This window comes from Luteimonas sp. S4-F44 (genome assembly GCF_022637415.1).
Lineage (GTDB): Bacteria > Pseudomonadota > Gammaproteobacteria > Xanthomonadales > Xanthomonadaceae > Luteimonas.
The window spans coordinates 169,795-195,806 of record NZ_CP093340.1 but is presented as its reverse complement, the minus strand read 5'-3'; the positions used below and the strand labels follow the sequence as shown (position 1 = coordinate 195,806).

Annotated in this window: 20 protein-coding genes and 1 riboswitch; of the genes, 5 read left to right on the top strand and 15 right to left on the bottom strand. The window is 70.7% G+C overall.

The window, feature by feature from the left end:
* Nucleotides 1–411 precede the first annotated feature (411 nt).
* Entirely contained in the window at nt 412–729 is a 318-nt protein-coding gene (locus MNO14_RS00895; protein ID WP_241944943.1) for a FecR domain-containing protein, read from the top strand.
* 33 nt (nt 730–762) lie between these two features.
* Here MNO14_RS00895 and metE read toward each other — a convergent pair whose 3' ends face one another.
* Entirely contained in the window at nt 763–3,081 is a 2,319-nt protein-coding gene (metE, locus tag MNO14_RS00890; protein WP_241944942.1) for a 5-methyltetrahydropteroyltriglutamate--homocysteine S-methyltransferase, read from the bottom strand.
* Between the two features lie 209 nt (nt 3,082–3,290).
* Nucleotides 3,291–3,523: riboswitch (cobalamin riboswitch) on the bottom strand.
* Between the two features lie 18 nt (nt 3,524–3,541).
* A complete protein-coding gene (locus MNO14_RS00885; RefSeq protein WP_241944941.1) occupies nt 3,542–4,252 on the bottom strand; it encodes an NAD(P)H-dependent oxidoreductase in 711 nt (236 codons plus the stop codon).
* A gap of 112 nt (nt 4,253–4,364) precedes the next feature.
* Between MNO14_RS00885 and MNO14_RS00880 the strand changes: the two genes are divergently transcribed.
* Entirely contained in the window at nt 4,365–5,294 is a 930-nt protein-coding gene (locus tag MNO14_RS00880) for a LysR substrate-binding domain-containing protein (protein ID WP_241944940.1), read from the top strand.
* A gap of 47 nt (nt 5,295–5,341) precedes the next feature.
* Here the strand turns inward: MNO14_RS00880 and MNO14_RS00875 are convergent, their stop codons facing one another.
* From MNO14_RS00875 to MNO14_RS00815, 13 genes are all read right to left on the bottom strand, one after another.
* The gene (locus MNO14_RS00875) at nt 5,342–5,758 is read right to left on the bottom strand and encodes a hypothetical protein (protein ID WP_241944939.1); all 417 of its coding nucleotides are present in this window, start codon (nt 5,756–5,758) and stop codon (nt 5,342–5,344) included.
* Nucleotides 5,759–5,801: 43 nt separating this feature from the next.
* A complete protein-coding gene (locus tag MNO14_RS00870; protein ID WP_241944938.1) occupies nt 5,802–5,987 on the bottom strand; it encodes an oxidoreductase-like domain-containing protein in 186 nt (61 codons plus the stop codon).
* 31 nt (nt 5,988–6,018) lie between these two features.
* Nucleotides 6,019–6,858, bottom strand: a complete 840-nt coding sequence (locus MNO14_RS00865) for a phosphatase PAP2 family protein (RefSeq protein WP_241944937.1) — start codon at nt 6,856–6,858, stop codon at nt 6,019–6,021.
* 1 nt (nt 6,859) lies between these two features.
* Nucleotides 6,860–7,828: a transaldolase gene (locus MNO14_RS00860; RefSeq protein ID WP_241944936.1), complete on the bottom strand. Its 969-nt coding sequence runs from the start codon at nt 7,826–7,828 to the stop codon at nt 6,860–6,862.
* A gap of 31 nt (nt 7,829–7,859) precedes the next feature.
* Nucleotides 7,860–9,050, bottom strand: a complete 1,191-nt coding sequence (locus tag MNO14_RS00855) for a CoA transferase (protein ID WP_241944935.1) — start codon at nt 9,048–9,050, stop codon at nt 7,860–7,862.
* A gap of 128 nt (nt 9,051–9,178) precedes the next feature.
* On the bottom strand, nt 9,179–11,089 hold the full coding sequence (locus tag MNO14_RS00850; protein WP_241944934.1) for a beta-L-arabinofuranosidase domain-containing protein: 1,911 nt from the start codon (nt 11,087–11,089) through the stop codon (nt 9,179–9,181).
* Nucleotides 11,082–13,280, bottom strand: coding sequence for an SUMF1/EgtB/PvdO family nonheme iron enzyme (locus MNO14_RS00845; RefSeq protein ID WP_241944933.1), 2,199 nt, complete (start codon nt 13,278–13,280; stop codon nt 11,082–11,084). The genes MNO14_RS00850 and MNO14_RS00845 overlap by 8 nt, the downstream gene beginning before the upstream one ends.
* 28 nt (nt 13,281–13,308) lie before the next feature.
* Nucleotides 13,309–14,262: a PfkB family carbohydrate kinase gene (locus MNO14_RS00840; protein WP_241944932.1), complete on the bottom strand. Its 954-nt coding sequence runs from the start codon at nt 14,260–14,262 to the stop codon at nt 13,309–13,311.
* Nucleotides 14,255–15,520 carry a serine hydrolase domain-containing protein gene (locus tag MNO14_RS00835; RefSeq protein WP_241944931.1) on the bottom strand — a complete coding sequence of 422 codons (1,266 nt, stop codon included), beginning with the start codon at nt 15,518–15,520 and terminating at the stop codon, nt 14,255–14,257. The genes MNO14_RS00840 and MNO14_RS00835 overlap by 8 nt, the downstream gene beginning before the upstream one ends.
* A 40-nt stretch (nt 15,521–15,560) precedes the next feature.
* A complete protein-coding gene (locus tag MNO14_RS00830) occupies nt 15,561–17,783 on the bottom strand; it encodes a TonB-dependent receptor (RefSeq protein ID WP_241944930.1) in 2,223 nt (740 codons plus the stop codon).
* A 204-nt stretch (nt 17,784–17,987) separates the two neighbouring features.
* Nucleotides 17,988–18,890 carry a LysR family transcriptional regulator gene (locus MNO14_RS00825; RefSeq protein WP_241944929.1) on the bottom strand — a complete coding sequence of 301 codons (903 nt, stop codon included), beginning with the start codon at nt 18,888–18,890 and terminating at the stop codon, nt 17,988–17,990.
* Between the two features lie 104 nt (nt 18,891–18,994).
* The gene (locus MNO14_RS00820) at nt 18,995–21,397 is read right to left on the bottom strand and encodes a sodium:solute symporter (RefSeq protein WP_241944928.1); all 2,403 of its coding nucleotides are present in this window, start codon (nt 21,395–21,397) and stop codon (nt 18,995–18,997) included.
* A complete protein-coding gene (locus MNO14_RS00815) occupies nt 21,384–22,286 on the bottom strand; it encodes a CoA ester lyase (protein ID WP_241944927.1) in 903 nt (300 codons plus the stop codon). Before MNO14_RS00815 ends, MNO14_RS00820 begins: the two co-directional genes overlap by 14 nt.
* Nucleotides 22,287–22,466: 180 nt before the next feature.
* Between MNO14_RS00815 and MNO14_RS00810 the strand changes: the two genes are divergently transcribed.
* The 3 genes from MNO14_RS00810 (at nt 22,467) to MNO14_RS00800 (ending at nt 25,993) form a co-directional block, all read left to right on the top strand.
* Complete coding sequence (locus MNO14_RS00810; protein ID WP_241944926.1) at nt 22,467–23,777, top strand: amidohydrolase; 1,311 nt, start codon at nt 22,467–22,469, stop codon at nt 23,775–23,777.
* A gap of 93 nt (nt 23,778–23,870) precedes the next feature.
* Nucleotides 23,871–25,193, top strand: a complete 1,323-nt coding sequence (locus tag MNO14_RS00805; RefSeq protein WP_241944925.1) for an amidohydrolase — start codon at nt 23,871–23,873, stop codon at nt 25,191–25,193.
* Entirely contained in the window at nt 25,190–25,993 is an 804-nt protein-coding gene (locus MNO14_RS00800) for a DUF4261 domain-containing protein (RefSeq protein WP_241944924.1), read from the top strand. Before MNO14_RS00805 ends, MNO14_RS00800 begins: the two co-directional genes overlap by 4 nt.
* The last annotated feature ends 19 nt before the right edge of the window (nt 25,994–26,012 follow it).

The following is a 26,012-nucleotide window of genomic DNA, read 5'->3' as shown; positions in this document are numbered from 1 at the left end:
ACACCGGGGTCAGACCGGTGGCGTCGGGGCATGTTCGCCTCCTAGCGATGGCGTGCCAGTGACAACGCCTTTGCGACGGCGAGCGACGCCATTAGAGCGTCGCTCGCCGTCATATGAGGATTTGCACGCTGTCCGGTATTAGTCGTCGAGGAGGTTGGCCTGCCAGAAAGTGACGCCGGCCCAGAAGGTGTGGTCGCGGTTTTCGCGTTTGTGGAAGCCGTGACGCCGGCCGAGTGCGTCTGCGCCACCGGCGTCTGCGAGCGCCGCGAGATGACGCTCGAACACAAGACCCGCATCACCTCAACACCGACACCCGGCTGCGCGAGGCCTGCCGGCCGCGCGAGCGCACGATATTCCTAGACCACGACCGCGCGGCTCAGCCGCGACCTCGACGCGCCTCAGATCGGCAGCTTGCGCAAGCCCGCCGCACCGGCCTGGCTGTCGGGCCGGCTGGTGTTCGAGGATGCGACGCTGGCCGAGGTCGTGGCCGAGTTCAACCGCTACAGCCACGAGCGCATCGTCATCGAGGACGCGGCGCTGCAGGCACTGCGGGTGACCGGCGTGTTCCGCAGCGATGCGCCGCTGGCCTTCGTCGGTGCGCTGTGCGAGGCCTACCCGATCGTGGCCGACGCCAGCACGCCGGGCCGCCTGCGCCTGCGCCACGACCCGGACCGCCACGCCAGCCACGCGCCCGGCCAGACCGGGCGCCACGCCGTCGCCCAGCACTGACGACGATCGCGGCACCCGGCCTCGACCCGCAGGCTAGGCGGTCACCGCCGCAACCGGCTCGGCCTGGCTGCGCTGCGCTTGCGCACGCAGCGTACGCGCGGCCGCCACCAGCGCCGCCAGCGCCGCGCGCGTTTCCGGCCAACCGCGGGTCTTGAGCCCGCAATCGGGATTGACCCACAACTGGGCGACCGGGATCGACTCGGCCGCCCGGCGCAGCAACGCGGTCATCTCTTCGACATCGGGCACGCGCGGGGAATGGATGTCGTAGACGCCTGGGCCGATGCCGTTGGGATAGCGGAACCGGACGAAGGCCTCGAGCAGTTCCATGCGCGAGCGCGAGGTCTCGATCGAGATCACGTCGGCGTCCATCGCCGCGACCGCCTCGATGATGTCGTTGAACTCCGAGTAGCACATGTGGGTGTGGATCTGGGTGGTGTCGGCCACGCCCGACGCGCTGATGCGGAAGCTTTCGACTGCCCAATCCAGGTACCCCGCCCAGTCGGCGCGGCGCAGCGGCAGCCCCTCGCGCAGCGCCGGTTCGTCGATCTGGATCACGCCGATGCCGGCGGCCTCCAGGTCGGTCACCTCGTCACGCAACGCCAGCGCGATCTGCCGGCAGGTGTCGGCGCGCGACTGGTCGTCGCGCACGAACGACCACTGCAGCACCGTCACCGGGCCGGTCAGCATGCCCTTCATCGGCCGCGAGGTCAGCGACTGCGCGTACTGCGACCAGCGCACGGTCATCGGCGCCGGACGCGCGACATCGCCATAGATCACCGGCGGCTTCACGCAGCGCGAGCCATAACTCTGCACCCAGCCGTTTTTGGTGAACGCGAAGCCGTCGAGCTGCTCGCCGAAGTACTCGACCATGTCGTTGCGCTCGAACTCACCGTGGACCAGCACATCCAGGTCGAGCTCCTCCTGCACACGCACGCAGTGCGCGATCTGCTCGGCGATGAACGCATCGTAGTCGGCCTGGCTCAGCTTGCCGGACTTGTGCGCGGCGCGCGCCTCCCGTACCTCGAGCGTCTGCGGGAACGAACCGATCGTGGTGGTGGGCCACAGCGGCAGCGGGCGCAACGCGTCCTGCGCAACCCGGCGCGCGGCATAGGACGCGCTGCGGCGCGCCGCGGACGCGTCGAGCGCGGCCACCCGCGCCGCGACCTCGGGCCGCCGCACACGCGGCGAGGCGCGGCGCGCGGCGATCGCGTCGCGCGCCCGCGCCAGCGCCGGCTCGGCGGCATCGGGGTCGGCCAGGGCCTCGGCCAGCAGGCGCAGTTCGTCGAGCTTCTGCCGGGCGAAGGCCAGCCAGCTGCGCAGCTCGTCATCCAGCGACGTCTCGCCCGCCAGATCCACCGGCACATGCAGCAGGGAACACGACGGCGCCAACCACACCGGATCGTCGCCGCGCGCACTGATCGCATAGCGCGCCAGCACCAGTGCGTCGTCGAGCCGCGTGCGCCAGATGTTGCGGCCATCGACCAGCCCCAGCGACAGCACGCGCCCGGCCGGTAACGCACCGAGTACCGCGTCGAGCTGTTCGCGCCCGCGCACCAGATCGACATGCAGGCCGTCGACCGGCAAGGACGCGGCCAGCGCCAGGTTGTCGTCGAGCGGCCCGAAGTAGGTCGTCAGCAGCAGCTTCGGCCGCGCGCCCTCGGCAAGCGCCGCGTAGGCACGGCTATAGGCCGCACGCACCGCCGGATCGAGGTCGAGCACCAGCGCCGGCTCGTCGATCTGCACCCAGGCCGCGCCGGCGGCCTGCAGCCGCGCCAGCAACTCGGCGTACACCGGCAGCAGCGCATCGAGCAGCGCGAAACGATCGCTGCCGTCAACAGTCTTCGACAGCCACAGCAGCGTGACCGGGCCGAGCAGCACCGGCCGGGTCTCGATGCCTTCGGCCTTGGCTTCCAGGTATTCGCGCACCGGCTTGTCGTCACGCAGTGCGAAGCGCTGGCCGGCCTGCAGTTCGGGGACCAGGTAGTGGTAGTTGGTGTCGAACCACTTGGTCATCTCCAGCGCATGCAGGTCGATGCCGTCCTGCTGATGACCCCGCGCCAGTGCGAAGTAACCCGCCAGCGGATCGGCATCGGCCAGCGCGCGGTAGCGCTCGGGGATGGCGTCGACGCCAAACGCGGCATCAAGGACCTGGTCGTAGAGCGAGAAGTCGTTGCTCGGCGGCGTGGCGACACCAGCCTCGCGCTGCAGGCGCCAATGGCGCAGGCGCAGTTCGCGCGCCACTGCCTGTAACTGCGCGGCGTCGGCCTCGCCGCGCCAATGACGTTCGACAGCGCGCTTGAGCTCGCGTTTGCGGCCGATGCGGGGAAATCCGAGATTGGTGATGCCGGTCATGGTGGATGCGTCCTCAATGCGTGGGATTGAGGAACGAAGGGTCCGCATGGTGTGCGCCGCGCCTGCGCGCGCCCGCCTGCCACACGGCCGACCTTCGCCCCCTCGGGCGAACCGGGGCCTGCGTGCGGACGTGCGGGACCGGCCGCGACATGCGCGGCGCGATGCCCGTGCACCTCCCCGCGGAGGCCCCAGGTCGTACGTCCGCACCTGTCGACGCGGACGGCCAAGGCAGGTCTTCGGGCTCATGGACGGGCCACCTGCGAGGTGGCGGGCCTACTGTCCGTCGCTTCCCGGCCCGGACGGGCGCCAGTGCATTGACGGGGGTCGTTTCCAATTACCGCTGCGGGGCAGCGCCGGAATTGCCGCATCGCGGCGCACCGGCTTCCCTTTTAATCATCGCTTCATTCGCATGAAGAGATGAACCTTGGCGGCGACACGGTAGCCCCGACCGCACGGGCGGTCAAGCGGGCATCGCCTCGGCGGCCGTCTCCCGCGCATCGGCCTCATCGGCCAGGCGATCGACCAGCGCATCGACCGCGGCCTCGGCGCACGCGATCGACGCCGCCAGCCGGGCATCGGCGAACTCGTCGTACTCCACCGCGACCCGGTCGAACGCGGTGATGCCCATGTAGCGCAACGGCGTCATGACGCCCTGCTCGACCAGGTTGTCGCCGGCGTTGCGACCGCCGGGGTCATAGCCGTGATCGCCGCGCGCGCCCAGCAGCACGGCGCGGCGGCCCTGATCGGCGAGCATCGGCCAGTACGGCGCGCCGGTGCGCGCGCGATCGAAACCGAAGGTGCGGCCCACGCGCACGATGTTGTCGATCCAGGCCTTGACCGGCGCCGGCATGCCGAAGTTGTACATCGGCACCCCCATCACCACGAGCGGGCTGTCGAGCAGTTCGTCGATCAGCGCATCGCTCTGCGCCAGTCGCTCGATCATCCACGGCGCGCGTTGCGCCGGCGGCGTGAACGCGGCATGGATCCAGTGACCGTCGACATGCGTCGGCGGCGTCAGGCCGAGATCGCGATAGACGATGCGATCGCCAGGGCGGCGCTGCCGCCAGCGCGCGACGAAGCGGGCGCCGAGCCGGCGGGTGTGGGAGCCGTGCGGGACCTCGCCCGAGCAACCGGGACGGGCACTGCCATCGAGATGGAGTAAGCTGAGCATGATTCACCTGTCGAACATGGGAGAGAATGCGCGCCGAGGCACACCGGCATGATTGGCGCCAACCGGAACCCCGACAAACGATGTTTTCTCGTCCAATGGATGAATTGCGCTCATGCACACGCGTCCCGCCCGTCTGCCCCCGCTGAGCGCGCTGCGCGCGTTCGAGGCCGCCGCGCGGCGACAGAGCTTCAAGGCCGCGGCCGAGGAGTTGTCGCTGACGCCCACGGCCGTCAGTCATCGCATCCGCCAGCTCGAAGACTGGCTGGGCCTGCGGCTGTTCGCACGACAGGTGCGTCAGGTGCGGCTGACCGAAGCCGGGCAACGCCTGTACCCGAGCGTGCGTGGCGGCTTCGACGGCATCGCCGCCGCCGTCGCCGACCTGCAACGGCAGACGCGCCGGCCCGCCGTAACGCTGAGCACGACCCGAGGCTTCGCCGCACGCTGGCTGCTGCCGCGCCTGCCCGCGCTCGCCGCCGCGGCGCCCGAGATCGACCTGCACCTGCACGCGGCCGACGACCCGGTCCGGTTGGCCGCCGGCGGCGCGGACCTGGCGATCCGCTACGGCCCCGTACCGGGTCCACAGGTCGAGGCCTGGCCGCTGCTGCCCGGACGGTTCATTCCGGTCTGCGCCCCCAGCCTGGCGCTGGCCGGCACACGCGCGCTGGCAACCGTGCCGCGGCTGCGTTACGCCTGGCGATTACAGGACGCCCACACCCCCGACTGGCCGCGCTGGTGCCGCGCCGCCGGCCTGCCGGATACGCACGGCGGCGAACTCGGGTTCTCGGACGAAGCGCATGCGATCCAGGCCGCGATCGCCGGTCAGGGCATCGCACTGGCGAGCGTCGCCCTGGTCGCCGACGCGCTGGAAGACGGCGTGCTGCAGATCCCGTTCGGCCCTGCACTCGACGGCCACGACTTCCGGCTGCTGGCCGCACCCGGTACCGCACACACGCCGGCCGTCGCCGCCGTCGGTACCTGGCTGCGCGCCGAAGCCGACGCGTTCCTGGCCCGTCACGCCGCGCGCTTCGACGTGGTTGCGTAAGCGCAGCCGCATGAGTCAGTCGGCCGCTCTGACTGGGATCGGTGACGTCAGCTGTTCCACGTAAGACCGAGCACCGCCTCGCAGCGCTTGATCACCGCGGCGCCGGCCTCGGACTGCACGATGCGCTTGTCGTCTTCAAAGAATTTCGCGAACTCCCGCCTCACCCGATAGGCAGCCCCCGAAGACGCCGTGACCATCGAATCGTCCACCCCTTCAATGACTGCACCCGGGAGCGAATTCATATGGATCTCGCCCCGCACGGCCAATTGTGCGCACAGGCCTGCGTAATACGCCTTGCGCTCATCGCCAGCGGTCAACCCATCTCCCGAGAAGAATCCCGCCATGTGGAAGCCTTCGTGGGCGATGAGATCGACCAGGTTCGCCACCGTCCTGGCGCGGTCATCGAACAACGGCACGGCGAGCGCCACGCGCGGCGCGCCCACGCCGACCCAGCGCTTGGTCATCCAGCGTCTCCCCCTTTCAAGCCAATCCCGGCAAAGACCGACGTCAGTCAGCCCCCGGATGCCGCGCGCGCCACGCGGCCAGCCGGGCGCGGTAGTCGGCCATCGCGTCGGCGTACAGATCGTAGACGCAGATCGGGCAGCCGCTGTCGCAGCAGTCGCTGGGCAGCGGGGCTTCGGGCGGCTCGGGCCGCGGATCGGGATCGGGATCGGGGGCAGGCGTCGTGGTCATCGCGCGGCCATTGTCGCGCAGTAAGCCGGGCTCAGCGGTCGTCGGCGGCCGGCAACGGCGACAGGCGCAGCGCGGCGGTCTGCGCGTCGCAGCCCTCGGGCTGCGCACCGCGTGCGCGCTGGGCGGCGACTTCGGTGCGCGCCGCCGCCAGGTCGGCCAGGAACGCCGGTTCGGCCTGCAGCCGCGCGAACGTCGCCGCGCCCACCACCTGGCCCTGCACGATGTCGCTGTACCAGTGCACATTGCAGACCAGTCGGCTCTCGCCGAAGCTGCGCCCGCGCTGCAGCAGCGGATCGGCGCGGTCGGGCGCGATGGCGGTCAGCGCCAGCGCCCAGGTCCAACCGATCGCGGTGTGGCCCGACGGATACGAGCCGCTGTCGCGCAGGTGCGCGGCATCGTCCGGCGTGCAGATCGGCGCGCCATTGGCCAGGAACGGCCGACGGCGCTGCCAGTGCAGCTTGGCGGCGCGGCCGTCGATCGCGGCGTCGGCGAGGCTGCGCCGCAGCAGCCGCACCAGGTGCGGGGTGTGGGTCGTGTCGATCGGCACGCCGAGCGCGCAGGCGTAGAGGTCGACCGCCTGCGGGAAGTCGAGGTCGGCATCGATCGCCGCCTGCTGCCAGCGCGGGGTCTCGCGCAGCGCCAGTGCGCGGGTGGCGATGGCCTCGTCGAGGGCCCGCGCGGCCGAATCCGGCGCGGGCGGCGCGGGCAGCAACGCGCGGCTGTCGAAGCCGGGCGCATCGAGGTAACCGACACTGACGCCCGGGCGGTGCTCGGGCACGACGACCGGCGCGGCTGCGGTGGACCGCGGGCCGCCGGCGCAACCGGCGACCAGCAGCGCCACCAGCACGCCCACGGCGCGCCGGATACGCATCTCAGCCGGCCTGCAGCCGCTGGGCGATCGTCTGGCGCAGCGCGGCGAGATCCTTGGCGAACGCGGCGATGCCGTCGCGCAGCTTTTCATCGGCCATCGCATCGGCCTTGAGGTCGCGCGCGAAGCGCTCGGCGTCGACCGGCGGGTCGATCCGGCCATCGCCCTTGCCCGGCGTCAGCGCGCGCGCCAGCGGGCCGTGCTCGGCATCCAGCGCTTCGAGCAGGTCGGGCGAGATCGTCAGCCGGTCGCAGCCGGCCAGCGCCTCGATCTGCGCGGTCGAGCGGAACGAAGCGCCCATCACCACGGTGGGCGAGCCGCGACGCTTGAACTCGGTGTAGACGTCGCGCACGAAGCGCACGCCCGGATCGTCGTCGATCGTCGCCGGCACCTCGCCGCGCGCGACATGCCAGTCGAGGATGCGGCCGACGAACGGCGAGATCAGGAACACGCCGGCCTCGGCGCAGGCGATCGCCTGGCTGCGGTTGAAGATCAGCGTGAGGTTGCAGTCGATGTCCTCGCGCTGCAGCTGCTGCGCGGCGCGGATGCCTTCCCAGGTCGCGGCGATCTTGATCAGCACGCGCTCGCGGCCGACGCCGGCATCCTCGTACATGTCGATGAACTGGCGCGCTTTGGCGAGCGTGGCCTCGGTGTCGTGCGACAGGTCGGCATCGACCTCGGTCGACACCCGGCCCGGCACCAGGCCGGCGAGCTTGCGGCCGACGCCGATCGTCAGCCGGTCGACGACCTGCCGGACCAACGCGTCGGGATCGCCGTCGATCCTTCGTGCGCGCTCGAGCTCACGCTCGATCAGCTCGGCATAGATCGGCAGGTCCAGCGCCTTGCGCACCAGCGTCGGGTTGGTCGTGCAGTCGACCGGCTTGAGCCGCGCGATCGCGTCGGCATCGCCGGTGTCGGCGACGACGACAGACATCGTGCGCAGTTGGTCGAGCTTGGATGCGGCAGCGGACATGGACACCTCGGGTTGGGACGTGGACCGCCGCTCAGGCGGAATCGCCATTGTCGCGTCCACCGGCGTCCAGGGCCACCCTGACCGCATCGGAGTGCTGGCCCAGCGTGGGCGCGGCGAACGGAGCGGGCCCCGGCGTGCGTCCGAAGCGGATCGCCTGGGCGACGCCGCGGTAGCTGCCCAGGGTCGGATGCGGGATCGTGGTGACGATGCCCTCGGCCAGCACCTGCGGATGCTCGAACATGTCCTCGACCGCGCGCGCCGCCGCGCACGGCACCGCATCGCCGAAGCGCGTCTCCCAGTCCAGCGCATCGCGCGCGGCCAGCGCCGCGTGCAACTGCGGCAGGATCTGATCGGCATGCTCGGCGCGCTTGCGCACGCTGTCGTAGCGCGGGTCGGCGGCCAGCGCTTCGAGCCCGGTCAGCGCACACAGCGCCTGCCAGAACCGCGGTGTATTGGCCGAAATATAGAGCCAGCCCGAACGCGTGGGATGCAGCCCGGTCACCCCGCCCGAGCGCATGTCGCGGCCGATGTCGAGCGCCTCGCCTTCGGCCCAGACCATGCGCGCAGACTGCATCGCCAGCGCGCTGCGCAGCAGCGAGACGCCGACGAACTGGCCTTCGCCACTGCGTTCGCGTTCGTACAGGGCCGACGACACGCCAGCCGCCAGCAGCGCGGCCGCGTAGTAGTCCACCACCGAGCCGTAGACCAGCTCCGGCGGGCCGCCGCGCTTGCCCTGCAGCGTGCAGATACCGGTCATCGTCTGCAGTACCTGGTCGTAGCCGGCCTTGTCCTTCAGCGGCCCGGTCTCGCCGTAGCCGGTGACCGCGCAGTAGATCAGCCGCGGGTTCATTGCCGACAGCGTCGGAAAGTCGATCGCCAACCGCTCGGGCACGCCGGGCCGGAAGTTGTGCACCAGCACATCGGCCTCGCGCACCAGCCGGTAGAGCACCGCGCGGTCGTCCTCGGCCTTGAGGTTGAGGGTGACGCCGCGCTTGCTGCGGTTGATGCCGAGAAACGCACGACTCTCGGCGGCCAGCGTGGAGGGGTAGTTGCGCAGGTTGTCGCCGTCGGGCGGCTCGACCTTGATCACGTCCGCGCCCTGGTCGGCCAGCAGCGCACAGCCGTAGGGGCCGGCGATGTAGGCGCTCAGGTCCAGCACGCGGATGCCGCTCAGCGGGCCGGGCGCGCCGCCGCGGTCATGGGCGAAGGGGGAATCCGTCATCTCGTCCGATATCCATTCAACGCGACAGCGCAGGTCCGGGGCAGTCTGCGCGACGCGTGCGCCGCGAGCCATGCGTCCGACCTATGTTCTCCCGCCACAGAAACTTGCTTGCGCATCCGTCGCTGCATTCAAAGGGCGCCGCAATCGCCAGCATCGGCACCGTCGGCCGACGGCGCCAGCCCGAGCCAGGTGGTGCGCCAGATGCGATCGCGGCGCTCGCCGATGCCGTAGTAGGGCGCGAAATCGATGGGCGCGCGCTCGGCCAGGTGCAGACGCAGGCCGACCGCGGCCGCATCGCCGTCGCCCGCAGGCGGCAGCTCCTCGATCCGGATCTGCGCATCGTCGTCGGGCAAGCGCACGGTCTCGGCGGTGCGATAGCCGTCGATCAAGCCGGTCGCGTAGACCAGCGGGCCACGGCCGAAGGCGATGTAGTCCTGACGCAGCACCTGCTGGCGCACCGGCGAGCCGTCGGGCGCGCGCGATTCCTGCACGTTGCGGTAGACGCGGCGGTGGATGCGCGGACGCAATGGCAGGGTCAGCGCGACCTCGTCGCCATCGGTCCAGGTCCGCTCGATGCGCACATAGTCGCCAGCGACCACGGGCCACGGCGCACCGGCGACGGTGAGCGTGGCCTCCTGCGCCCAGGCCGGGATGCGCACGCGCAGCGCGAAATGCGCCGGCTGCGCCAGGCGCAGTTGCAGGCCGATGTCGCCGTCGAATGGATAGCGCGTGTCCTGCACGACGGTCACCTCGCCCGACCCGGGCAGCGTGCACGTCGCCTCGCCCGGCCCCAGCAAGTTGACGACGACGCCCTCGTCATCGGTCGCATACGCGAGCGCCGGCAGCTCCTCGATCGCCATCGCGCCGCTGGACTTGCAGCAGCGCCAGTAGTTGGTGTGGATGCGGCGGCCGTTGGCGTAGGAGTAATAGCACCAGCCCTCGCCGTCGGGCGCCTGCGCGCCGAGCAGGTCGTTGTAGGCGGTACGCTCGATCTCCTCGGCGTACCGCGCTTGCCCGGTGATCGCCAGCAGTTCGCGATTGAGTTGCAGCCAGGCGAGGATCGAGCAGGTCTCGACATACGCCTGCGGGTCGAACACGAACGCGGGGTTGAACACTTCGCGCGAGCGGTGGCCGATGCCGCCGAACGGGCCGCCACCCAGGCTCAGGTGATGGTCGCGGATCGCCTGCCACTGCGCATCGAGCACCTGGCGATGGCGCGGATCGCCGCTCGCCCGCGCCAGCTTCGCCAGCCCGACCAGGTTCCAGCACAGCTGGTAGACCTTGCCGGTGGCGATCTCCGATGGATCGGCGCCGGCCAGCGCGCGCTCGAGCAATGCCAGCCGCGGATTGGCATCGGCCTGGGCGAGGATGCGCCGGGCCAGTTCGAGGAAGCGCGCATCGCCGGTCGCCGCGTGCAGGTCCATGACCGGATCAAGCAGCACCGTCGCCGACATGCCGTGGTGGTTGCCGACCGTGGTGATGTCCAGGCCTTCGATGCAGAACGTGCGCCAGCACAGCAGGCCGATCCGGCGCGCGGTCTCCAACGCGCCGGCCTCCGGGAACCGCCGGTACACCTCGAGCAGGCCCAGCAGCAGATAGGCGTGCGTCCACACGTCCCAGGTGCGCAGCGCCGGCTCGCCGTTCCAGCTTTCGGGCTTGGGTGGCTGCGGCACCATGAAGCGCCGGTGCGGTGCATAGGTGCCGAGGTAGCCGTCGTTTTCCTGCACCTGGGCCAGGTACGCCGCGACGGCGCGCACGCTGTCTTCCAGCGCGGCGTCGCCGCTGCGCGCGGCGGCCTTGGCCGCGGCCGCCAGCCACTTGCCGGCGTGCTCGCCGTACCAGTCGCCCTCCTCGTTGCCGGCGCGGTGCGCCGGATCGAAGATCGCGATCGCCGGGCTGTCGGGCCCGGTGACGAAATGCGACAAGCGCCCGCGGCGATTGGCCTCCAGCGCCTCGCCCAGCAAGCCGCGCAAGCGCACCTGGGCGGGCGCGGGCGGGCGCTGCGCGTCGCCGGCGGCGATGTCCAGCGGCTCAGCCATGCCCACGCTCCGCATCGACCACGCAGCGGAAGCCCACCGTGCCAGAGCGGTCCTTGCCCGGCGCCATCAGCAGGTACTTGCCGTGCTGATCGAGCCGGTAGGCCTGCGGGAAATACCAGTGCGAGGTCTGCGGCTGGTAGCTGCTGCCGCCGCGCAGGATCGCCGCGCGCGTATGCGTGTCGATGTACTCGTCGGTCCATTGCCAGACGTGCCCGATCAGGTCTTCGACCCCGAACGGCGAGGCGCCCTGCGGATGCGCGCCGACATCGGCCGGCGGCAGCAGGCGGCGGCCGCGGTTGACCCGCGGTACGCAGGTGTCGTGCCAGGTGTCGCCCCAGGGATAGCGGCGGCCATCGTGGCCTTGCGCGGCGTACTGCCACTCCCATTCGCGCGGCAGGCGCTTGCCGGCCCACTGCGCGTAGGCGCGCGCGTCCTCCAGCGACACCCAGATCACCGGCTTGTTCTGCCAGCCCGGGCGCGGCGCACCGTCGACCCAGTGCCGCAGGAAATTGTGCGCGTCGCGCGGCGCGTAGCCGCTGTCGGCCAGGAACCGCGCGAACTGCGCATTGGTCACCGGATGGCGGTCGATGTGGAACGTGGCCAGCGTCATCCGGCGACGATGGTGCCGGCGCGGGCACGCTTCCCATGGGTACTGCACGTCCAGGCCCGCCCAGTCGAAACCCTCGATCTCGACGCCGCCGACGCGGAACAGGAATTCGCCGCCGGGGATCGTCACCATGCCCTCGGGCGCGGCGGCCTGCGGCGCGGTCGGCGCCACCTCGACGATGGCCTGCGGCAACGGGTGCCAGGCGGCCGAGTGCGCGCCGATCGGCGTCTTGGCCTGCGCGGCGAGCGTGGCCAGGATCGCGTCGAGACCCTCGGTGTCGGCGCCCGGCGCCAGCGCCAGCAGCGCGCCGAAGCCGCGCCCCTCGAGCGGCAGCTCGATCACCGCCTCGCCGTCGATGACGCGCGGCGCGATCGGCTGGCCGCGCCACAGGTCGTAGTAGCGGGTGCCGTCGACGTGCGGCAGTGCGAGTTGCTCGCCGTCGAGCGGATATTCGTGGCGGTTGATCAGCGTCCACAGCGTGCGGTCCGCACCCGGGAAACGACTGGCGAACACGCCGCGCTGCAGGCAGGGCTGATACGGCACCCAGTCCAGGCTCACCACCAGCTCGGGGAACGCACGGTAGATCGTCGCGATGCGCCGCAGCACTTCGGCATTGCGCGGGGTAAACTGGTTCCAGATGCCCCAGATGTTTTCCCAGGCGTTGTAGCCGATGCCGTTGAAGAAGCAGTACTGCAGGTCGTGCGTGCGGTCGCGGCCCCAGCGGTTCTCGTAGTTGACCATGTGCCGCGGCTCGAGCCACTTCCACTTCGACACCGGCGGCACCGGACCGTCGGGCGCCTTCTTGCCCCAGCTCTGCACGTTCCAGATCAGCTGCTCTTCGGAGCTGATCGTCGATTCGGGCTGCAGCACGACCGGCCGGCCATGGCGCTCACAGGCCTCGAGGAACGCGCGCGGCACGCCGTTGAAGGTATCGCCATTGATGCCGTCGGCGCCGACCGCCGCAACGATCTCCGCCAGGCCCTCCCAGTGGTTGGTGCCCGGATCGCGGGTGCCGTGGTCCCAAGGCTTGGCCGGCAGGAACACCCGCACGCCGCGCGCCTGGAACGCCTGCACTGCACGGCGCAGACCGTCGAGTCCGCCGGGCAGATCGTGCGCCAGGTCGAACTGGTTGCGGTCGTCGATGCCGATGTTGGGATAGACATACCAGATCAGCACCGAATCGATGCCGCCGAAGCGCGCGATCAGATCGTCGAGATAGCGGTCGACCGTGTACTCGGCGCGCTCGGCGTCGTAGAAGTAGCGGTCCTCGACCATCATCTGCGCATGCACGAAATTGCGCTGCGCCCACAGCAGCTCGGGCCGGCGGTAGTTGGCGTCGTCGTAACCGATGCGCACCAGATGCTCGCGGCGCCAGTCGCGCAGTTCGGCCAGCCAGTCGGCCGCGCTCTCGTTGGCGTCGATCATCCAGCCGCCGATATCGGCGAACGGCCAGCCGGGCGCCTTGCCCGGCGTGGGCAGGTAGCGGCCGGTGGTGACGTGCGAGAACTTGTACTCGCTGCGCAGCGGCGCCGGGCCGTGGTCGGCGCTGTCGGCGTCGTCGAGCGTCTCGTAGGGGGAGGTCATCGGGGGCGTCTCGTCAAAGAATGGGGGATCAGGGCGCCAGGCCGCAGCGTGCGGCCAGCGCGGCGCGGCCGGGCGCATCGCCGTCGCTGGCCAGCAACGCCTGCACCTGCGCGCGGGCCGGTACGCTCGATTGCGCGCCGAGCGCGCCACAGGCCAGCGCCGCGGCGGCGGCCGCGTCGCGCAGCGCGGCCGGCAAGGCGTCGCCGCGGGCGAGCGCGGCGACCAGCGCGCCGCAGAAGGTGTCGCCGGCGCCGGTGGTGTCCACCGCCTCGACCGGAAACGCCGGCTGCAGATGCAAGGCCTCGCCCTCGCGCGCCAGGCAGCCGGCCGCGCCCAGCGTCGCCACCGCGCAGGGCACCGGCAGGCGCGCGAGCGCGGCGACGAGGTCGCCATCGTCGCCGACCAGCATCGCCAGTTCGCCCTCGTTGACCACCAGCACGTCGACCAGGCGCAGCAAGGCCTCGGGCAACGCCTGCGCCGGTGCGGCGTTGAGCACGACGCGCACGCCGGCCGCCTGCGCACGCGCGGCATAGGCGGCCACGCTGTCGAGCGGCGTTTCGAGCTGCAGCAACAGATAGCCCACGCCGTCCAGCGCAGGCAGGTCATCCGGCGTCAACGCGGCATTCGCGCCCGGCGCAACAGTGATCGCGTTCTCGGCGCCGTCGGCCAGGCAGATGAAGGCCACGCCGGTCGGCAACGCGGCCTGGCGGCGGATCGCCAACGACACGCCGGCCGCGCGCAGCGAGTCTTCCAGCGGGCGGGCATGCGCATCGTCGCCCAGCGCCAGCAGCATCCGGGTCGGCGCGGCGCCGGCACGCGCGGCCGCGAACGCCTGGTTGGCGCCCTTGCCGCCGGGGAAGGTGCGGAAATCGCGGCCGAGCACGGTCTCGCCGGGCGCCGGAATGTGCGCTGCGCGCACGACGAAATCGAGGTTGGCCGAACCGGCGACAAGGACCGCAGCGGCGGCCGGCGACTCACTCATGCGAAAGCCCTTGCTGGACGAGGTTGTAGAACGGGGTGGCCAGCCGCGGCAGGTCGCCTGGAACGTCGCGCGGCAGATGCTGGGCGAGCAGGATCGCAATCGCATGCTGCGCGGGGTCGATGACGAAGTGCGTCGAGGCTGCGCCCGACCAGCCGACCTGGCCCGGGGCGCCGAGACGCCCGCGCACGGCCGGATCGAGTTGCACCGCCAGGCCCAGACCGAAGCCTTCGGCCGGACTGAACTGCGTATGCGGCTGCGCCAGGTGGCCGAGTTGGTTGCGCAGCATCGCCGCGACCGTCTCTTCGCGCAGGTAACGGCGGCCGTCGAGCGCACCGCCGCCGAGCAGCATGCGGCACAGCCGCAGATAGTCGGCCGCGGTCGAGTACAGCCCGCCGGCGCCACTGGTGTAGGGATTGAGCGAGGCGCCTGGCGTCGTCGCGCTGGGGCCGTCGGCCAGTCGCAGGCGACCGTCGTCGCCCAGCGTGGTGATGTCGACCACGCGTGCACGCGCATCGGCCGGCACCACGAAGCCGGTGTCGGGCATGTCCAGCGGCTGGAACAGGCGCGTGCGCAGGAACGTGTCCAGCGATTGGCCCGACATCACCTCGACCAGCCGCGCCAGCACCTCGGTCGCGGCGCCGTCGTAGGCGAAGGTCGTGCCCGGATCGTGCTGCAGCGGCAACGCCGCCAGCCGCTGCACATAGCCGGCAAGATCGGGCGCACCGTGCAGGTCGGCGGCCTCGCGCAGTTCCAGCGCCGGGCCGTCGCCAATCGCGATACCGCTGGTGTGGGTCAACAGATGGCGGATGGTCAGCGCGGCCGACGGCGCGCGCCGCGTGCCGTCGGCCGCGAGCACGCGCAGGTCGGCGAACTCGGGCAGATGCCGGGCGATGTCGTCGTCGAGGCCGATCCTGCCGTCGTCACAGAGCATCAGCACCGCGACCGACACCACCGGCTTGGTCATCGAGTAGAGGCGGAAGATCGCATCGGCGCGCATCGGCCTGCGCTGGGCGAGATCCAGATGGCCGGCGACGCGGGTATGCGGCGGCCGGCCGTCCTGCCACACCGTCGCCACGACGCCGACGTAGCCGGCATCGGCCACGGCGGCATCGAGGAACCGGTCGAGCGGCTGCCAGCGCGCGGCGTCATCGCTGCCCGCCCAGACCGGCGCGACTGCCGCCAACAGCGCCAGCGCGGCCACCCAGACGACACCGAGTCGCGCGCCGGCGACTGGCCGCCGCCTGGTGTCCCGCTGCACCCGCACCTCCCGCATGACTTGCGCCCCGCCCTCGTTTCGATCAGAACGCGATCGTATGGGTCAGCGACACCATGCGCCCGCGACCGGCCCAGTAGTTCTGCCAACCGGGGACCTGCGACCAGCTGAGGATGTACTGCTTGTCGAACAGGTTCTCGATGCCGAGCGTGAGCTTGCCGTAGCGGCCGGTGTCGTAGTTCACGCCGAGGTCGACCAGGGTGTAGCCCTGGGTGTTCTCTTCGTAGCTGAAGGCCTGACCGTCGTACTCGCGCACGTCGCTGCCCGACAGATGGCGGTCGAACAGCTTGGTCGCGCCCAGCGTCAGGTCGGCATCGGGGGCGAAGTTCCAGGTCACCGAAACCGCGAGCTTGTCGGGGTTGGCATCGAGCACGCCCATCGGCTTGTTGAGCCCACCGGCGCCGTAGCTGCCGTCGGCCGCCTCGGCCCAGAACGCGGTCTTGCCGCGGATCCGCGAATAGATGCCCGAGACCTTCCACTGCGGATTGAAGCGGTACTCGCCGTTGGCCTCGAAGCCACGGATGCGCACCGGCGCACGCGCCATCACGAAGTCGTTGCTGACCGGATCGACCGACAGCGTCGAGCCGAACGGCGACTTGGAGTCGTAGTAGGAGGCACCGAACGCTGCCGAGTCTCCGCGCCAGTTGAAACCGACTTCCTTGTTGGTGACGATGATCGGATCGAGATCGGCGATGCGGTCGACCGACTGCCCCGGCACGTTGATGTTGCGCAGCGGAATGCCGATGTTGGCCAGGCCGAAGCCCTCGCCGTAAGACGCGAACACCGACCAGGTATCGGTGATGCGCCAGATCGCACCGAGGTTCTTCATCGTCTCGGTGTATTCCAGCCCGCCGCCCTGCACGAACACGCTGTTGCGGTAGGCGGTGGTGGTGTAGCTGTCAACATGCAGCTCGCCGTCCTCGCGGCGCAGGCCGCCGCTGATCGTCACCGGGCCCACGTCCCAGGTCAGCTGCGCGTACGGCGCGACGCTGCTGTACTCCATCGGCGGCACCCACACGCGATGGGTCAGCGCCAGCCGCTGCGCGGCTTCGTCCTCGACCACGTCGACGCCGGTGCGCAGCTGCAGGCCCGCCACGCCGAACAGATCGCCGCGGGTCCAGCTGGTGCGCAGACCGCGCTTCTTGGACACGATCTCCGACTGGTCGTAGATGCGCTGGCTCTCGTCGAAGTTGTCGTCGACCTTCACCAGCTGGCGGTCGTCGCCGTCTTCGGGCAGGTAGCGCATCGCCTGGTCGGCCCAGTAGATGTCGGCGGTGAACGTGCCGCCGAACAGGTCGCCGTGGCTGTAGTTGAGCGCGGCCTGCTGGAAGTCGTTGAACTCGGTCAGCGCGCCTGCGATCTGGCCGCGCTCGGAAGTGTTGGTGCTCGGAATCGGGCAGTCGACCGGATCGTAGCGGCAGCCTTCGACCTGCTTGTAATTGCCTTTGCCCTCGATGCGGAAGTCGCTCAGGCTCAGCTGCAGGCGCTGCACACCGCCTTCGCCGAAATTCGCGCCCAGCTTGGCGTAAAGGTTGCGCGATTCCGAATCGGCCAGCGAGCCGCTGGTGTTCATGCCGATGCGGCGGCCGTTGCCATCGTAGGAGATGCCACGGTCGATGTACGAGGCGCTGAGCAGGGCATCAAAGTCATCGCTCTTGTAGGCGTGGTTGACGCCCAGCTTCCAGCCCGCGCTGTCGCTGCCCGACTGGGTCGAGTAGCGCGAGACCACCGTGGTCTCATGACCTTCGACCGTCGGCACCTTGGAGATGTAGTTGATGATGCCGCCGGCCGCGCCGATGCCTTCCGACGCCGACGGCCCATTGATGACTTCGATGCGGCCGACCAGGCCCATGTCGGTGAACGTGCCGTTGCGATTGCCCTCGCGCAGCGGCGAGCCCTGCGGGATGCCGTCGAACAGGCGCAGCGCGATGCGGCCGCGCAGCGTCTCGCCCGAATTGCTCATCGCCTGCGAGGACTCGGCGTAGCCGGGCACCGTGCGCGCTAGCACCGCGGTCGCGTCCTCGGTCAGCGCCAGCGTGTGCGCGACCTGCTCCTGCGACACCAGACTGATCGCGCCGGGAATCTTGTCGATCGAGGTGGCCACGCGCGTGCCGGTCACGACCATGCGGTCCAGGTTCACGGCATCGCGGTCGCGGGTGCGCTCGTCGGCGTCGTCGACCTGCTGCGCCCAGGCGGCGGCAGGCAGCAGCAGGATGCAGGCGATCGCGGCGGAAAGCGGCTTGATCATGTCGAAGTCTCTGAAGGAGTGCGTGGCGGCCGGATGTGCCGGCGGCGGCCTGGAGGCTGTGGAACCGGCGGCGCGATGCGTCCTCCGGTGGCCAGAGAGACTAGGGGTCTGCGCCACAGCGATGCATCGCCTGAACGTATGTTCAAACCGAAGTTTTTATTGCTTACGAGGCAAGCAAATATGTGTTGCGCCGCAGCATTCCGGTCACTCCGAGACTGTGGCCTCGTCGCGTGTCGACGCCCGTGCAACGGTGCGGCACTGTTCGCGCAGCGCAGCGACCAGCCGGCTGCGCACGCTGGCGGTCGACCACACGATGCCGATGCGCCGGGGCTCGGTCGGTTCGGGCAACGGCAGCCGCGCCAGCCGCAACCCGGCCGGCCACGGCTGCTGCCAGTCGGGCACCAGCGACACGCCCAGGCCGCGATCGACCATCACCGCGATCGCATTGAGCGCGTTGAGCTCGAAACGTTCGCGCGGCACGATCCCGACCCGGCGCAGATAGTCGTCGGCCTGGCGGCCGCCCCACTGGTGGCGGTCGTAGCGGATCAGCGGTTCCTCGGCCAGCAACGCGTGCGGGTCGCGATGCGCCAGGTGCTGCGGCGCGAGCACGATCAGCGGTTCCTCGCGCAGCACTTCCCAGTCGCAGGTCTTGGGCAGCGCGAACGGCGCCTGCAGCACGATCGCCGCGTCCAGGTCGCCGCGCTCGACATCGGCATAGAGTTCGGCCGAATACCCCGGCTTGATGAAGACGTTGATCTGCGGCAGCACGTTGACCATGCGCGCCAGCACGTCGGGCAGCATCCCGGCCAGCGCAGTCGGGCAAGCCCCCAGCCGCAGCTCGCCCGACAGCGCGCGGTCGTTGGCGACGCTGCGCAGGTCGGCCACGTCGCGCAGCAGGTCGCGGGCACGCTGCAGGATCCGCGCGCCGGGCTCGGTCACGCACACCGTGCGCCCAGCACGCGCGATCAACGGCGCGCCCAACTCGCGCTCGAGCGTGCGGATCTGCTGGGCAACCGCGGCCGGGGTGATGTTGAGGTAGCGCGCCGCGGCGGCCATCGACCCGCGATCGACCACGTGCACGAAGGTGTTGAGGAACTGGGTATCCAAGGGCGCGGTCCTGGGGGACGTCGGCGGCGACGCGCCAGCCTACCCGCGCCGCGGCCGCCTGCGCCCCTGCCGAAGGGCCTGGACGCCGGCCGCCGCGGGGCGTCTCAGGCGTCGGCCTTGCGGGTGTGGATGGTCAGCCCCTCGAGCGAGCGCGGGGTCGGCGCGAAGAACAGGCTGGCCACGTAGCCGATCACGATGCACAGCATGATCGAGATGCCGAGATAGAAGTACGGGTGCACCAGGTCGAACGACCAGGCCAGCAGGGTCAGCGCGATGCTGCCACCAATGCCGATCGCGACCCCCGGCGAGTTCGCCCGTTTGGTGAACATGCCCAGCGTATAGGCGCCAGCGAAGCCGCCGCCGAGCAGGCCGGCCAGCTCGATCGACACGTCGAACAGCGAATGGATGTCGTAGCGCGAGAGCACCAGCGCCAGGCCCATGCCGGTCAACCCGACCACCACCGTCATCCACTCGGCGAAGCGCACGCTGCCCTTCTCGGTCGGCGCCTTGGCCAGCCGCGAATAGAAGTCCACCGACAGCAGCGTGGCGACGCTGTTGATGATGCTCGACAGCGTCGACATCGCCGCGGCGAAGATGCCGGCGATGATCAAGCCGGTCACGCCGACCGGCAACTCGGCGGCGATGAACAACGGGAACGTCGCATCGATCGGCAGCAGCGGGTCGAGCCGCTCGGGGTTCTGCCGGTAGTACATCCACAGCGCGGTGCCGATGCTGTAGAACACGAAGCCGCCCGGAATCATGATCGCGGCGAACACCCAGATCGAGCGCCCCGCCTCCTTGTCCGAACTGGTCGCCAGCGTGCGCTGCATCAGCACCTGGTCCTTGGGGAAGGTCAGCACCACGTCGAACACGACCAGGAAGAGGAAGCCCCAGACGGTGGCCTTGGTCAGATCGAAGCTGAAGTCCAGCAGTTTGGTCTTGTGCTCGATCGCGACCGCCTCGCGCACCGTGTCCAGGTCGCTGCCCAGCGACACCAGGATGAAGATGATTGCGAACACCGCGCCGCCCATCTTCACGAACACCTGCACGAAGTCCGTCCACACCACCGCGCGCATACCGCCCATCGCGGTGTAGAGGATCGTGAACACCCCCATGATCAGGATGCTCCACACCACCGGGATGCCGGTGATCGTTGCGATCGCCAGCGCCGGCAGGAACAGGATCACGCTCAGGCGGCTGCCGACCTGCATCGCGATCGCCAGCGCACTGGCCAGCATCCGGATCGCCGGATGGAAGCGCGTCTCCAGGTACGAGAACACCGACATCAGATCCAGCCGGCGCAGCAGCGGCACGATCCACACCGCGACGAACATCAGGCCGAGCACCGCGATCAGATTGTTGGTCAGGTACTGCCAGTTGGTCTCGTAGGCCTTGGCCGGAATCGCGATGAAGCTGATCGAACTGGTGTTGGTCGCATACAGGCTCACGCCGGCCACCCAGAACGGAATGCTGCGCCCACCCATGAAGAAGTCCGACTCCGACGCGGTCTGGTCCTTGAGATAGAAGTAGCCGCCGATGCCGAGCATCGCGAGCAGATAGACCACGATCACCACCCAGTCCAGCCAGTGCAGCAGGTGCTTGCCCGAACGCAGTTGCGCCGCGTGCAGGCCGCCGTCCGCCGAGGCCCAAACCAGACCGCTGCGCCAGCCGGCGGCCAGGCGCGCCTCGCCGTCGAGCGTGGCCGGCAACACCGCCCAGGAGCCGGTGATGGTGTGGAAGGTCTGCAGCGCCGGCTGCGCGCCCGGTGCCGGCCGCAGCAGGTAGAGCACATGCGCCTGGCCGATCGGCTGGGCCGATCCGTCCACCACCGCGCCGGGCAGCGCGCCGCGGTCCTGCCAGCCTTCGGCGGGCGTCCACTGGCGGATGCGGCCGTCGACCGCGGTCAGGTACAACGCGAACTTCTGCGCCACCAGCGACGACGGCGCGCTGCCGTGCGGCCACGACGCCTGCGCGATCCAGCCGGCACCGGGCGTGGTGCGCGACAGCGCGTAGAACCGCGCCTGGCCGTCCGCGTCCAGGCCGGCGGCATAGAGCACCCCGGCCAGCACCGCCAGACGGGCGTGGACAAGCGGCTCGGGCAACGGCGGCAACGGCTGCACGACCAGCGCGCCCGACACCTGCGCCAGCGTCACGGCCTCTTGGGCCATGCCCCCATTGCCCAGCAGCAGATGCGTCCCGGCGCCGTCGGGTGTCGCCGCTTGCAGGCGCGCCACCGAGACCCCGGCCGGCAAGGCCATCGGCTGCCAGCGGCCGTCGGCGCCGTCACCGTCCAAGCGCCACGCGCGGTGGCCTGCGATCGCCAGCGGCCGGTCGCCAAGCGTCAGCAAGGTCTGCACGCGCGCACCGTCGGGCAACGCCGCCAACGGCGTCGCATCGACCGAAGCCAGGCTCTCGGCCTGCGCCGGCAACACGGCGAAAACCGCCAGCAGGGCCAGCAGCGCTGCCAGCAATCCCGAGCGCCGACCCGCGCGGTCAGCGCGCCGCATCGCGTTCCACCTGGGCCAGCACGCGCTCGGCACGCTTGAGATACGGCGCATCGATCATGCGGCCCTCGACCACGCAGACCCCCAAGCCCTGCGCGCGCGCAGCGTCCGCGGCATCGACGATCCGACGCGCGTCGGCCTGCGCCTGCGCGTCGACCGAGAACACCGCGTGCGCCAGCGGCACCTGCCGCGGGTGGATGCAGCTCTTGCCGATGAATCCCAACTGCTGCGCCATCGTCGCCTCGTGCTCGAAACCGGCATCGTCGTGGAAATCGGCGTAGGCCCCATCGCAGGCGAACACCCCCGCCTCACCCGCGGCCAGCGCCACCTGCAACATCACCGCCTGCACGTGCGCGGCCACATCGCGCCGGATCCCCGCCGGCTCGAACAGATCGCCCAACCCCAGTTGCAGTCCGGCCACGCGCGGATGCGCACCGGCGATCTCTGCGGCAACGCGCAGCGCGCGCGGCGTCTCGATGTTGACCAGCAATGCCGGCGCCCGCCGGGCCGGATCGGCCGGCAACGCGGCTTCTTGCGCCTCGATGCGCGCGACCGCCGCGCGCAGCGCCTGGGCCGAGTCGATCTTGGGCAGGTTGATCAGGTCCGGGGACACCGGCAGTAACGCGGCGAGATCGGCCTCGAAGTCGGCGGTGTCGGGCGCGTTGACCCGCACGATCGCCAGCGGTGCCGAGGCCGCACGGGCCGGGTCGCGCAACGCGTGTTCGCCCAGTGCATGCTCGCGTAGAAACGCCGCGACCGCGGCGCGGGCCTCGGCCTTGCGCGACGGCGCCACGGCGTCCTCCAGGTCGAACGACACCCCATCGGCGGGGCCGGACCAGGCCTTCTGGAACAGGTCCGGACGCACGCCCGGCACGAACAGTTTGCTGCGCATCGGCCCTCCCGCAGATTGCGGACCGAAGTGTGCGCGATGCGGACATGCGCAAAAGTCGCTCTCACGATCTTCAGACGATAGTTTTCGTGACGTGTCCTCGCCCGCGTCCGCGTCTGGACCCGCGCGCAATCCACGCGGAAATTCCCTAGCATCCGGAGGCCCCCCGTTCTGGACACCGCCATGCGCCCTCGTTTCGCCGTTCCGCTGCTCGCCTGCCTGTTCGCCGCCATCGGGCCCGTCCACGCCCAGGACGCCCTCGATCCGACCCAGGCCGCGGCCGCGCTGCAGGACCGGCTGGTCGCATGGCGCCGCGACCTGCACCGCCACCCCGAGCTCGGCAACCAGGAGACGCGCACCGCCGCGCTCGTCGCCGATCACCTGCAGCGCCTCGGCCTGGAACCGCGCACCGGCATCGGCCCGACCGGCGTGGTCGCCGTGCTCAAGGGCGGCCGGCCCGGCCCGCGCATCGCGCTGCGTGCCGACATGGACGCGCTGCCGGTGACCGAACGCACCGACCTGCCGTTCGCCTCGACCGCGCGCGCCACCTACCGCGGCCAGGAGGTCGGCGTCATGCACGCCTGCGGCCACGACATGCACGTGGCGATCCTGATGGGCGTGGCACAGGCGCTGGCCGAGCACCGCGACCAGCTCGCCGGCGAGGTGGTGTTTGTGTTCCAGCCTGCCGAGGAAGGCCCGCCGGAGCCCGGCGAGACCTTCGGCGCCCAGCGCATGCTCGACGAGGGCGCATTCGCCGACGGCAAGCCCGATGCGATCCTCGGCCTGCATGTCTGGGCCGGCCTGCACACCGGCCAGATCGGCTTCCGCAGCGGCCCCTCGCTTGCCAGCGCCGACGAGTGGGCGCTGACGATCACCGGCAAGCAGACCCACGGCTCGCGGCCGTGGGACGGCATCGACCCGATCACCGTCGGCGCCCAGGTGCTGCTGGCCACGCAGAGCATGCTCGCGCGTCAGATCAACACCGTGAACGCCCCGGTGGTGCTGACCGCCGGCCAGTTCCAGAGCGGCGTGCGCTTCAACATCATTCCCGACGATGCCCGCCTGGTCGGCACGCTGCGCACCTACGACGCCGCCGTGCGCGAGGACGTCATCGCCCGCTTCGACCGCATCGCCAGCGACTACGCCCACGCTGCCGGCGCGACCGCGAAGCTCGACGTCGTCAACAACGCCCCGGCGACCGTCAACGACCCCGACCTCGCGCGCCGCGTGCTGCCCGCCCTGCAGGCCGCGGTGGGCACCGACAACGTCCTCGAAATGCCGCTGGTCACGGTGGCCGAGGACTTCTCGCAGTTCGCCAATGTCGTGCCCGGCGCGTACTTCTTCGTCGGCACCACGCCGCAAGGCCAGGACCCGGCGACGATGCCGATCAACCATTCGCCGCACTACGCACCCGACGAGGCCGCGCTGCAGATCGGCGTCCGCGCCTTGCTGCGCGCGACGCTGGACCTGCAGAGCGGCGCAACCGACGGCTGAGTGCCAGAGCGCTGCCCGCTTCGTCCCCGCCGCGACCGACCGGTTGCGGCGCGAAATCGCCTAGGATCGGGATTCCATGTCCGGAGACTGTCGATGACGCGACTCGCCGCCGCGCTGCTATGCGCCTGTACCGCCCTGCCCGTCACCGCCCACGCGCAGAGCGCGCAACGCCCCGAGGTCGCCCGCGCCGCGACGACGCTGCAGGCCAGCGTCGTCGACTGGCGGCGCGACATCCACCAGCATCCCGAACTCGGCAACCGCGAGACCCGCACCGCGGCCAAGGTCGCCGCGCACCTGCGCAGCCTGGGCCTCGAGCCCAAGACCGGCATCGCCCACACCGGCGTGACCGCCGTGCTCAAGGGCGGTCGGCCCGGCCCGCGCATCGCGCTGCGCGCCGACATGGATGCGCTGCCGGTGACCGAGCGCACCGGCCTGCCGTTCGCCTCCACCGCCACAGCCGAGTACCGCGGCCAGACCACCGGCGTCATGCACGCCTGCGGCCACGATGCCCACACCGCGATCCTGATGGGCGTGGCCCAGGCGCTGGTGGCGATGCGCGACGAACTGCCCGGCGAAGTGCTGTTCGTGTTCCAGCCCGCCGAGGAAGGCGCACCGGAGGGCGAAGAAGGCGGCGCCTCGATGATGCTGGCCGAAGGCATCTTCCGTGACTTCCGCCCCGACGCGGTGTTCGGGCTGCATGTGTTCTCGACGCTGCAGGCCGGGCAGATCGGCGTGCGCGGCGGCCCGCTGATGGCCGCGTCCGACCGCTTCTCGATCGACGTGATCGGCCGCCAGACCCACGGCTCGCGGCCCTGGGGCGGCATCGACCCGATCGTCGCGGCCGCCGACCTCGTCGGCACCGCGCAGACCATCGTCAGCCGCCGCACCAACATCTCCACACTGCCGGCGGTGGTGTCGTTCGGCGCGATCGACGGCGGCATCCGCTACAACATCATTCCCGACAAGGTCGAACTGGTCGGCACCATCCGCACCTTTGACGAAGACGTGCGCAAGGCGATCTTCGCCGACCTGCAGAACGTCGCCACCCATGTCGCCGCCGCGCACGGCGCCACCGTCCAGACCCGCATCCCGGCCGAGGACGGCAACCCGGTCACCGCCAACGACCCCGCGCTGACCGCGCGCCTGCTGCCCAGCCTGCAGGCCGTGGCCGGCGCCGACAACGTCGTCGACCCCTCGCTGACGATGGGCGCCGAGGACTTCTCGTACTACGCCCGCGAAGTGCCCGGCCTGTTCTTCTTCGTCGGTGCCACGCCCAAGGGCCAGGACCCGATGCGCGCGCCGAGCAACCACTCGCCGGAGTTCGACCTCGACGAATCCGCGCTCGACCTCGGCCTGCGCGCCCTGCTGCAGGTCAGCCTGGATTACCTGCACGGCGACGCGGAGGCCGGTGCATGACCGCGAGTCTGGCGATGCTGCTGCAGGACCGTGCCGACCCCGCGCTGACCGCCGAGGCACTGGCCGCGCAGATGCGCGCCGACTGGCCCGACCTCGACACCGAGCTTCTGCGCGCCGAGCCACGCGATTTCGACATGCCCGACGGCCCGCTGAGCATCGACTACGGCGACGTCTCGATCCTGCTGATGCCCATCGCCGCCCCGATCGGCGACGACATCGCGCAGATCGCCGCCCACAGCCGGCTGTGGCCGAACGCCGAGCCCGCGCCGGAGGACTACGCCGCGCACACCATCGTCACGGTCATGGAATTCCCGGCCGAGGGCACTGCCCCCACGCTCGACGCCCTCGGCCGCGCCGTGCTGCTCAGCCGCGTGCTGGCCTCGGCGACCGCGCTGCTGGACACCGTGCGCGCGGTCTACTTCGGCAGCGCCAACCACATCGTGCTGCCGGCGCTGTTTCGCGAACTGGCGATGGCCCAGCTGCCCGAACCGATGCCGCTGGCCTGGGTCGCGTTCAACATCGGCGCGCGCCCCGACGGCACCATGACCGGCCACACCTTGGGGATGGACATGCTCGGGCTGATGGACATCGAGATTCCCGAAACCGACGACAGCGCCGAGAACGTGTTCGACCGGCTGACCGGCATCTGCGCCTACCTGCTCGAGCACGGCCCGGTCATCGAAGACGGCGACACCCTGGGCGAGAGCGCCGACGAACGCATCGTCGTCGCGCACGCCCCATCGGCCTACGGCGACGGCCGCCAGGTGCTGCAGTTGCGCAGCGAACCCACGCGCCACTGAACGTCGCGCCGGGCAGCGC

What these genes read in the sequence shown, in the direction of transcription:
- MNO14_RS00850 (WP_241944934.1), bottom strand. Translation starts at nt 11,089, where the DNA reads ATGGCTGAGCCGCTGGACATCGCCGCCGGCGACGCGCAGCGCCCGCCC.
- MNO14_RS00870 (WP_241944938.1), bottom strand. Translation starts at nt 5,987, where the DNA reads ATGACCACGACGCCTGCCCCCGATCCCGATCCCGATCCGCGGCCCGAG.
- metE (WP_241944942.1), bottom strand. Translation starts at nt 3,081, where the DNA reads ATGACCGGCATCACCAATCTCGGATTTCCCCGCATCGGCCGCAAACGC.
- MNO14_RS00885 (WP_241944941.1), bottom strand. Translation starts at nt 4,252, where the DNA reads ATGCTCAGCTTACTCCATCTCGATGGCAGTGCCCGTCCCGGTTGCTCG.
- MNO14_RS00880 (WP_241944940.1), top strand. Translation starts at nt 4,365, where the DNA reads ATGCACACGCGTCCCGCCCGTCTGCCCCCGCTGAGCGCGCTGCGCGCG.
- MNO14_RS00820 (WP_241944928.1), bottom strand. Translation starts at nt 21,397, where the DNA reads ATGCGGCGCGCTGACCGCGCGGGTCGGCGCTCGGGATTGCTGGCAGCG.
- MNO14_RS00845 (WP_241944933.1), bottom strand. Translation starts at nt 13,280, where the DNA reads ATGACCTCCCCCTACGAGACGCTCGACGACGCCGACAGCGCCGACCAC.
- MNO14_RS00855 (WP_241944935.1), bottom strand. Translation starts at nt 9,050, where the DNA reads ATGACGGATTCCCCCTTCGCCCATGACCGCGGCGGCGCGCCCGGCCCG.
- MNO14_RS00840 (WP_241944932.1), bottom strand. Translation starts at nt 14,262, where the DNA reads ATGAGTGAGTCGCCGGCCGCCGCTGCGGTCCTTGTCGCCGGTTCGGCC.
- MNO14_RS00805 (WP_241944925.1), top strand. Translation starts at nt 23,871, where the DNA reads ATGACGCGACTCGCCGCCGCGCTGCTATGCGCCTGTACCGCCCTGCCC.
- MNO14_RS00800 (WP_241944924.1), top strand. Translation starts at nt 25,190, where the DNA reads ATGACCGCGAGTCTGGCGATGCTGCTGCAGGACCGTGCCGACCCCGCG.
- MNO14_RS00875 (WP_241944939.1), bottom strand. Translation starts at nt 5,758, where the DNA reads ATGACCAAGCGCTGGGTCGGCGTGGGCGCGCCGCGCGTGGCGCTCGCC.
- MNO14_RS00810 (WP_241944926.1), top strand. Translation starts at nt 22,467, where the DNA reads ATGCGCCCTCGTTTCGCCGTTCCGCTGCTCGCCTGCCTGTTCGCCGCC.
- MNO14_RS00865 (WP_241944937.1), bottom strand. Translation starts at nt 6,858, where the DNA reads ATGCGTATCCGGCGCGCCGTGGGCGTGCTGGTGGCGCTGCTGGTCGCC.
- MNO14_RS00815 (WP_241944927.1), bottom strand. Translation starts at nt 22,286, where the DNA reads ATGCGCAGCAAACTGTTCGTGCCGGGCGTGCGTCCGGACCTGTTCCAG.
- MNO14_RS00860 (WP_241944936.1), bottom strand. Translation starts at nt 7,828, where the DNA reads ATGTCCGCTGCCGCATCCAAGCTCGACCAACTGCGCACGATGTCTGTC.
- MNO14_RS00830 (WP_241944930.1), bottom strand. Translation starts at nt 17,783, where the DNA reads ATGATCAAGCCGCTTTCCGCCGCGATCGCCTGCATCCTGCTGCTGCCT.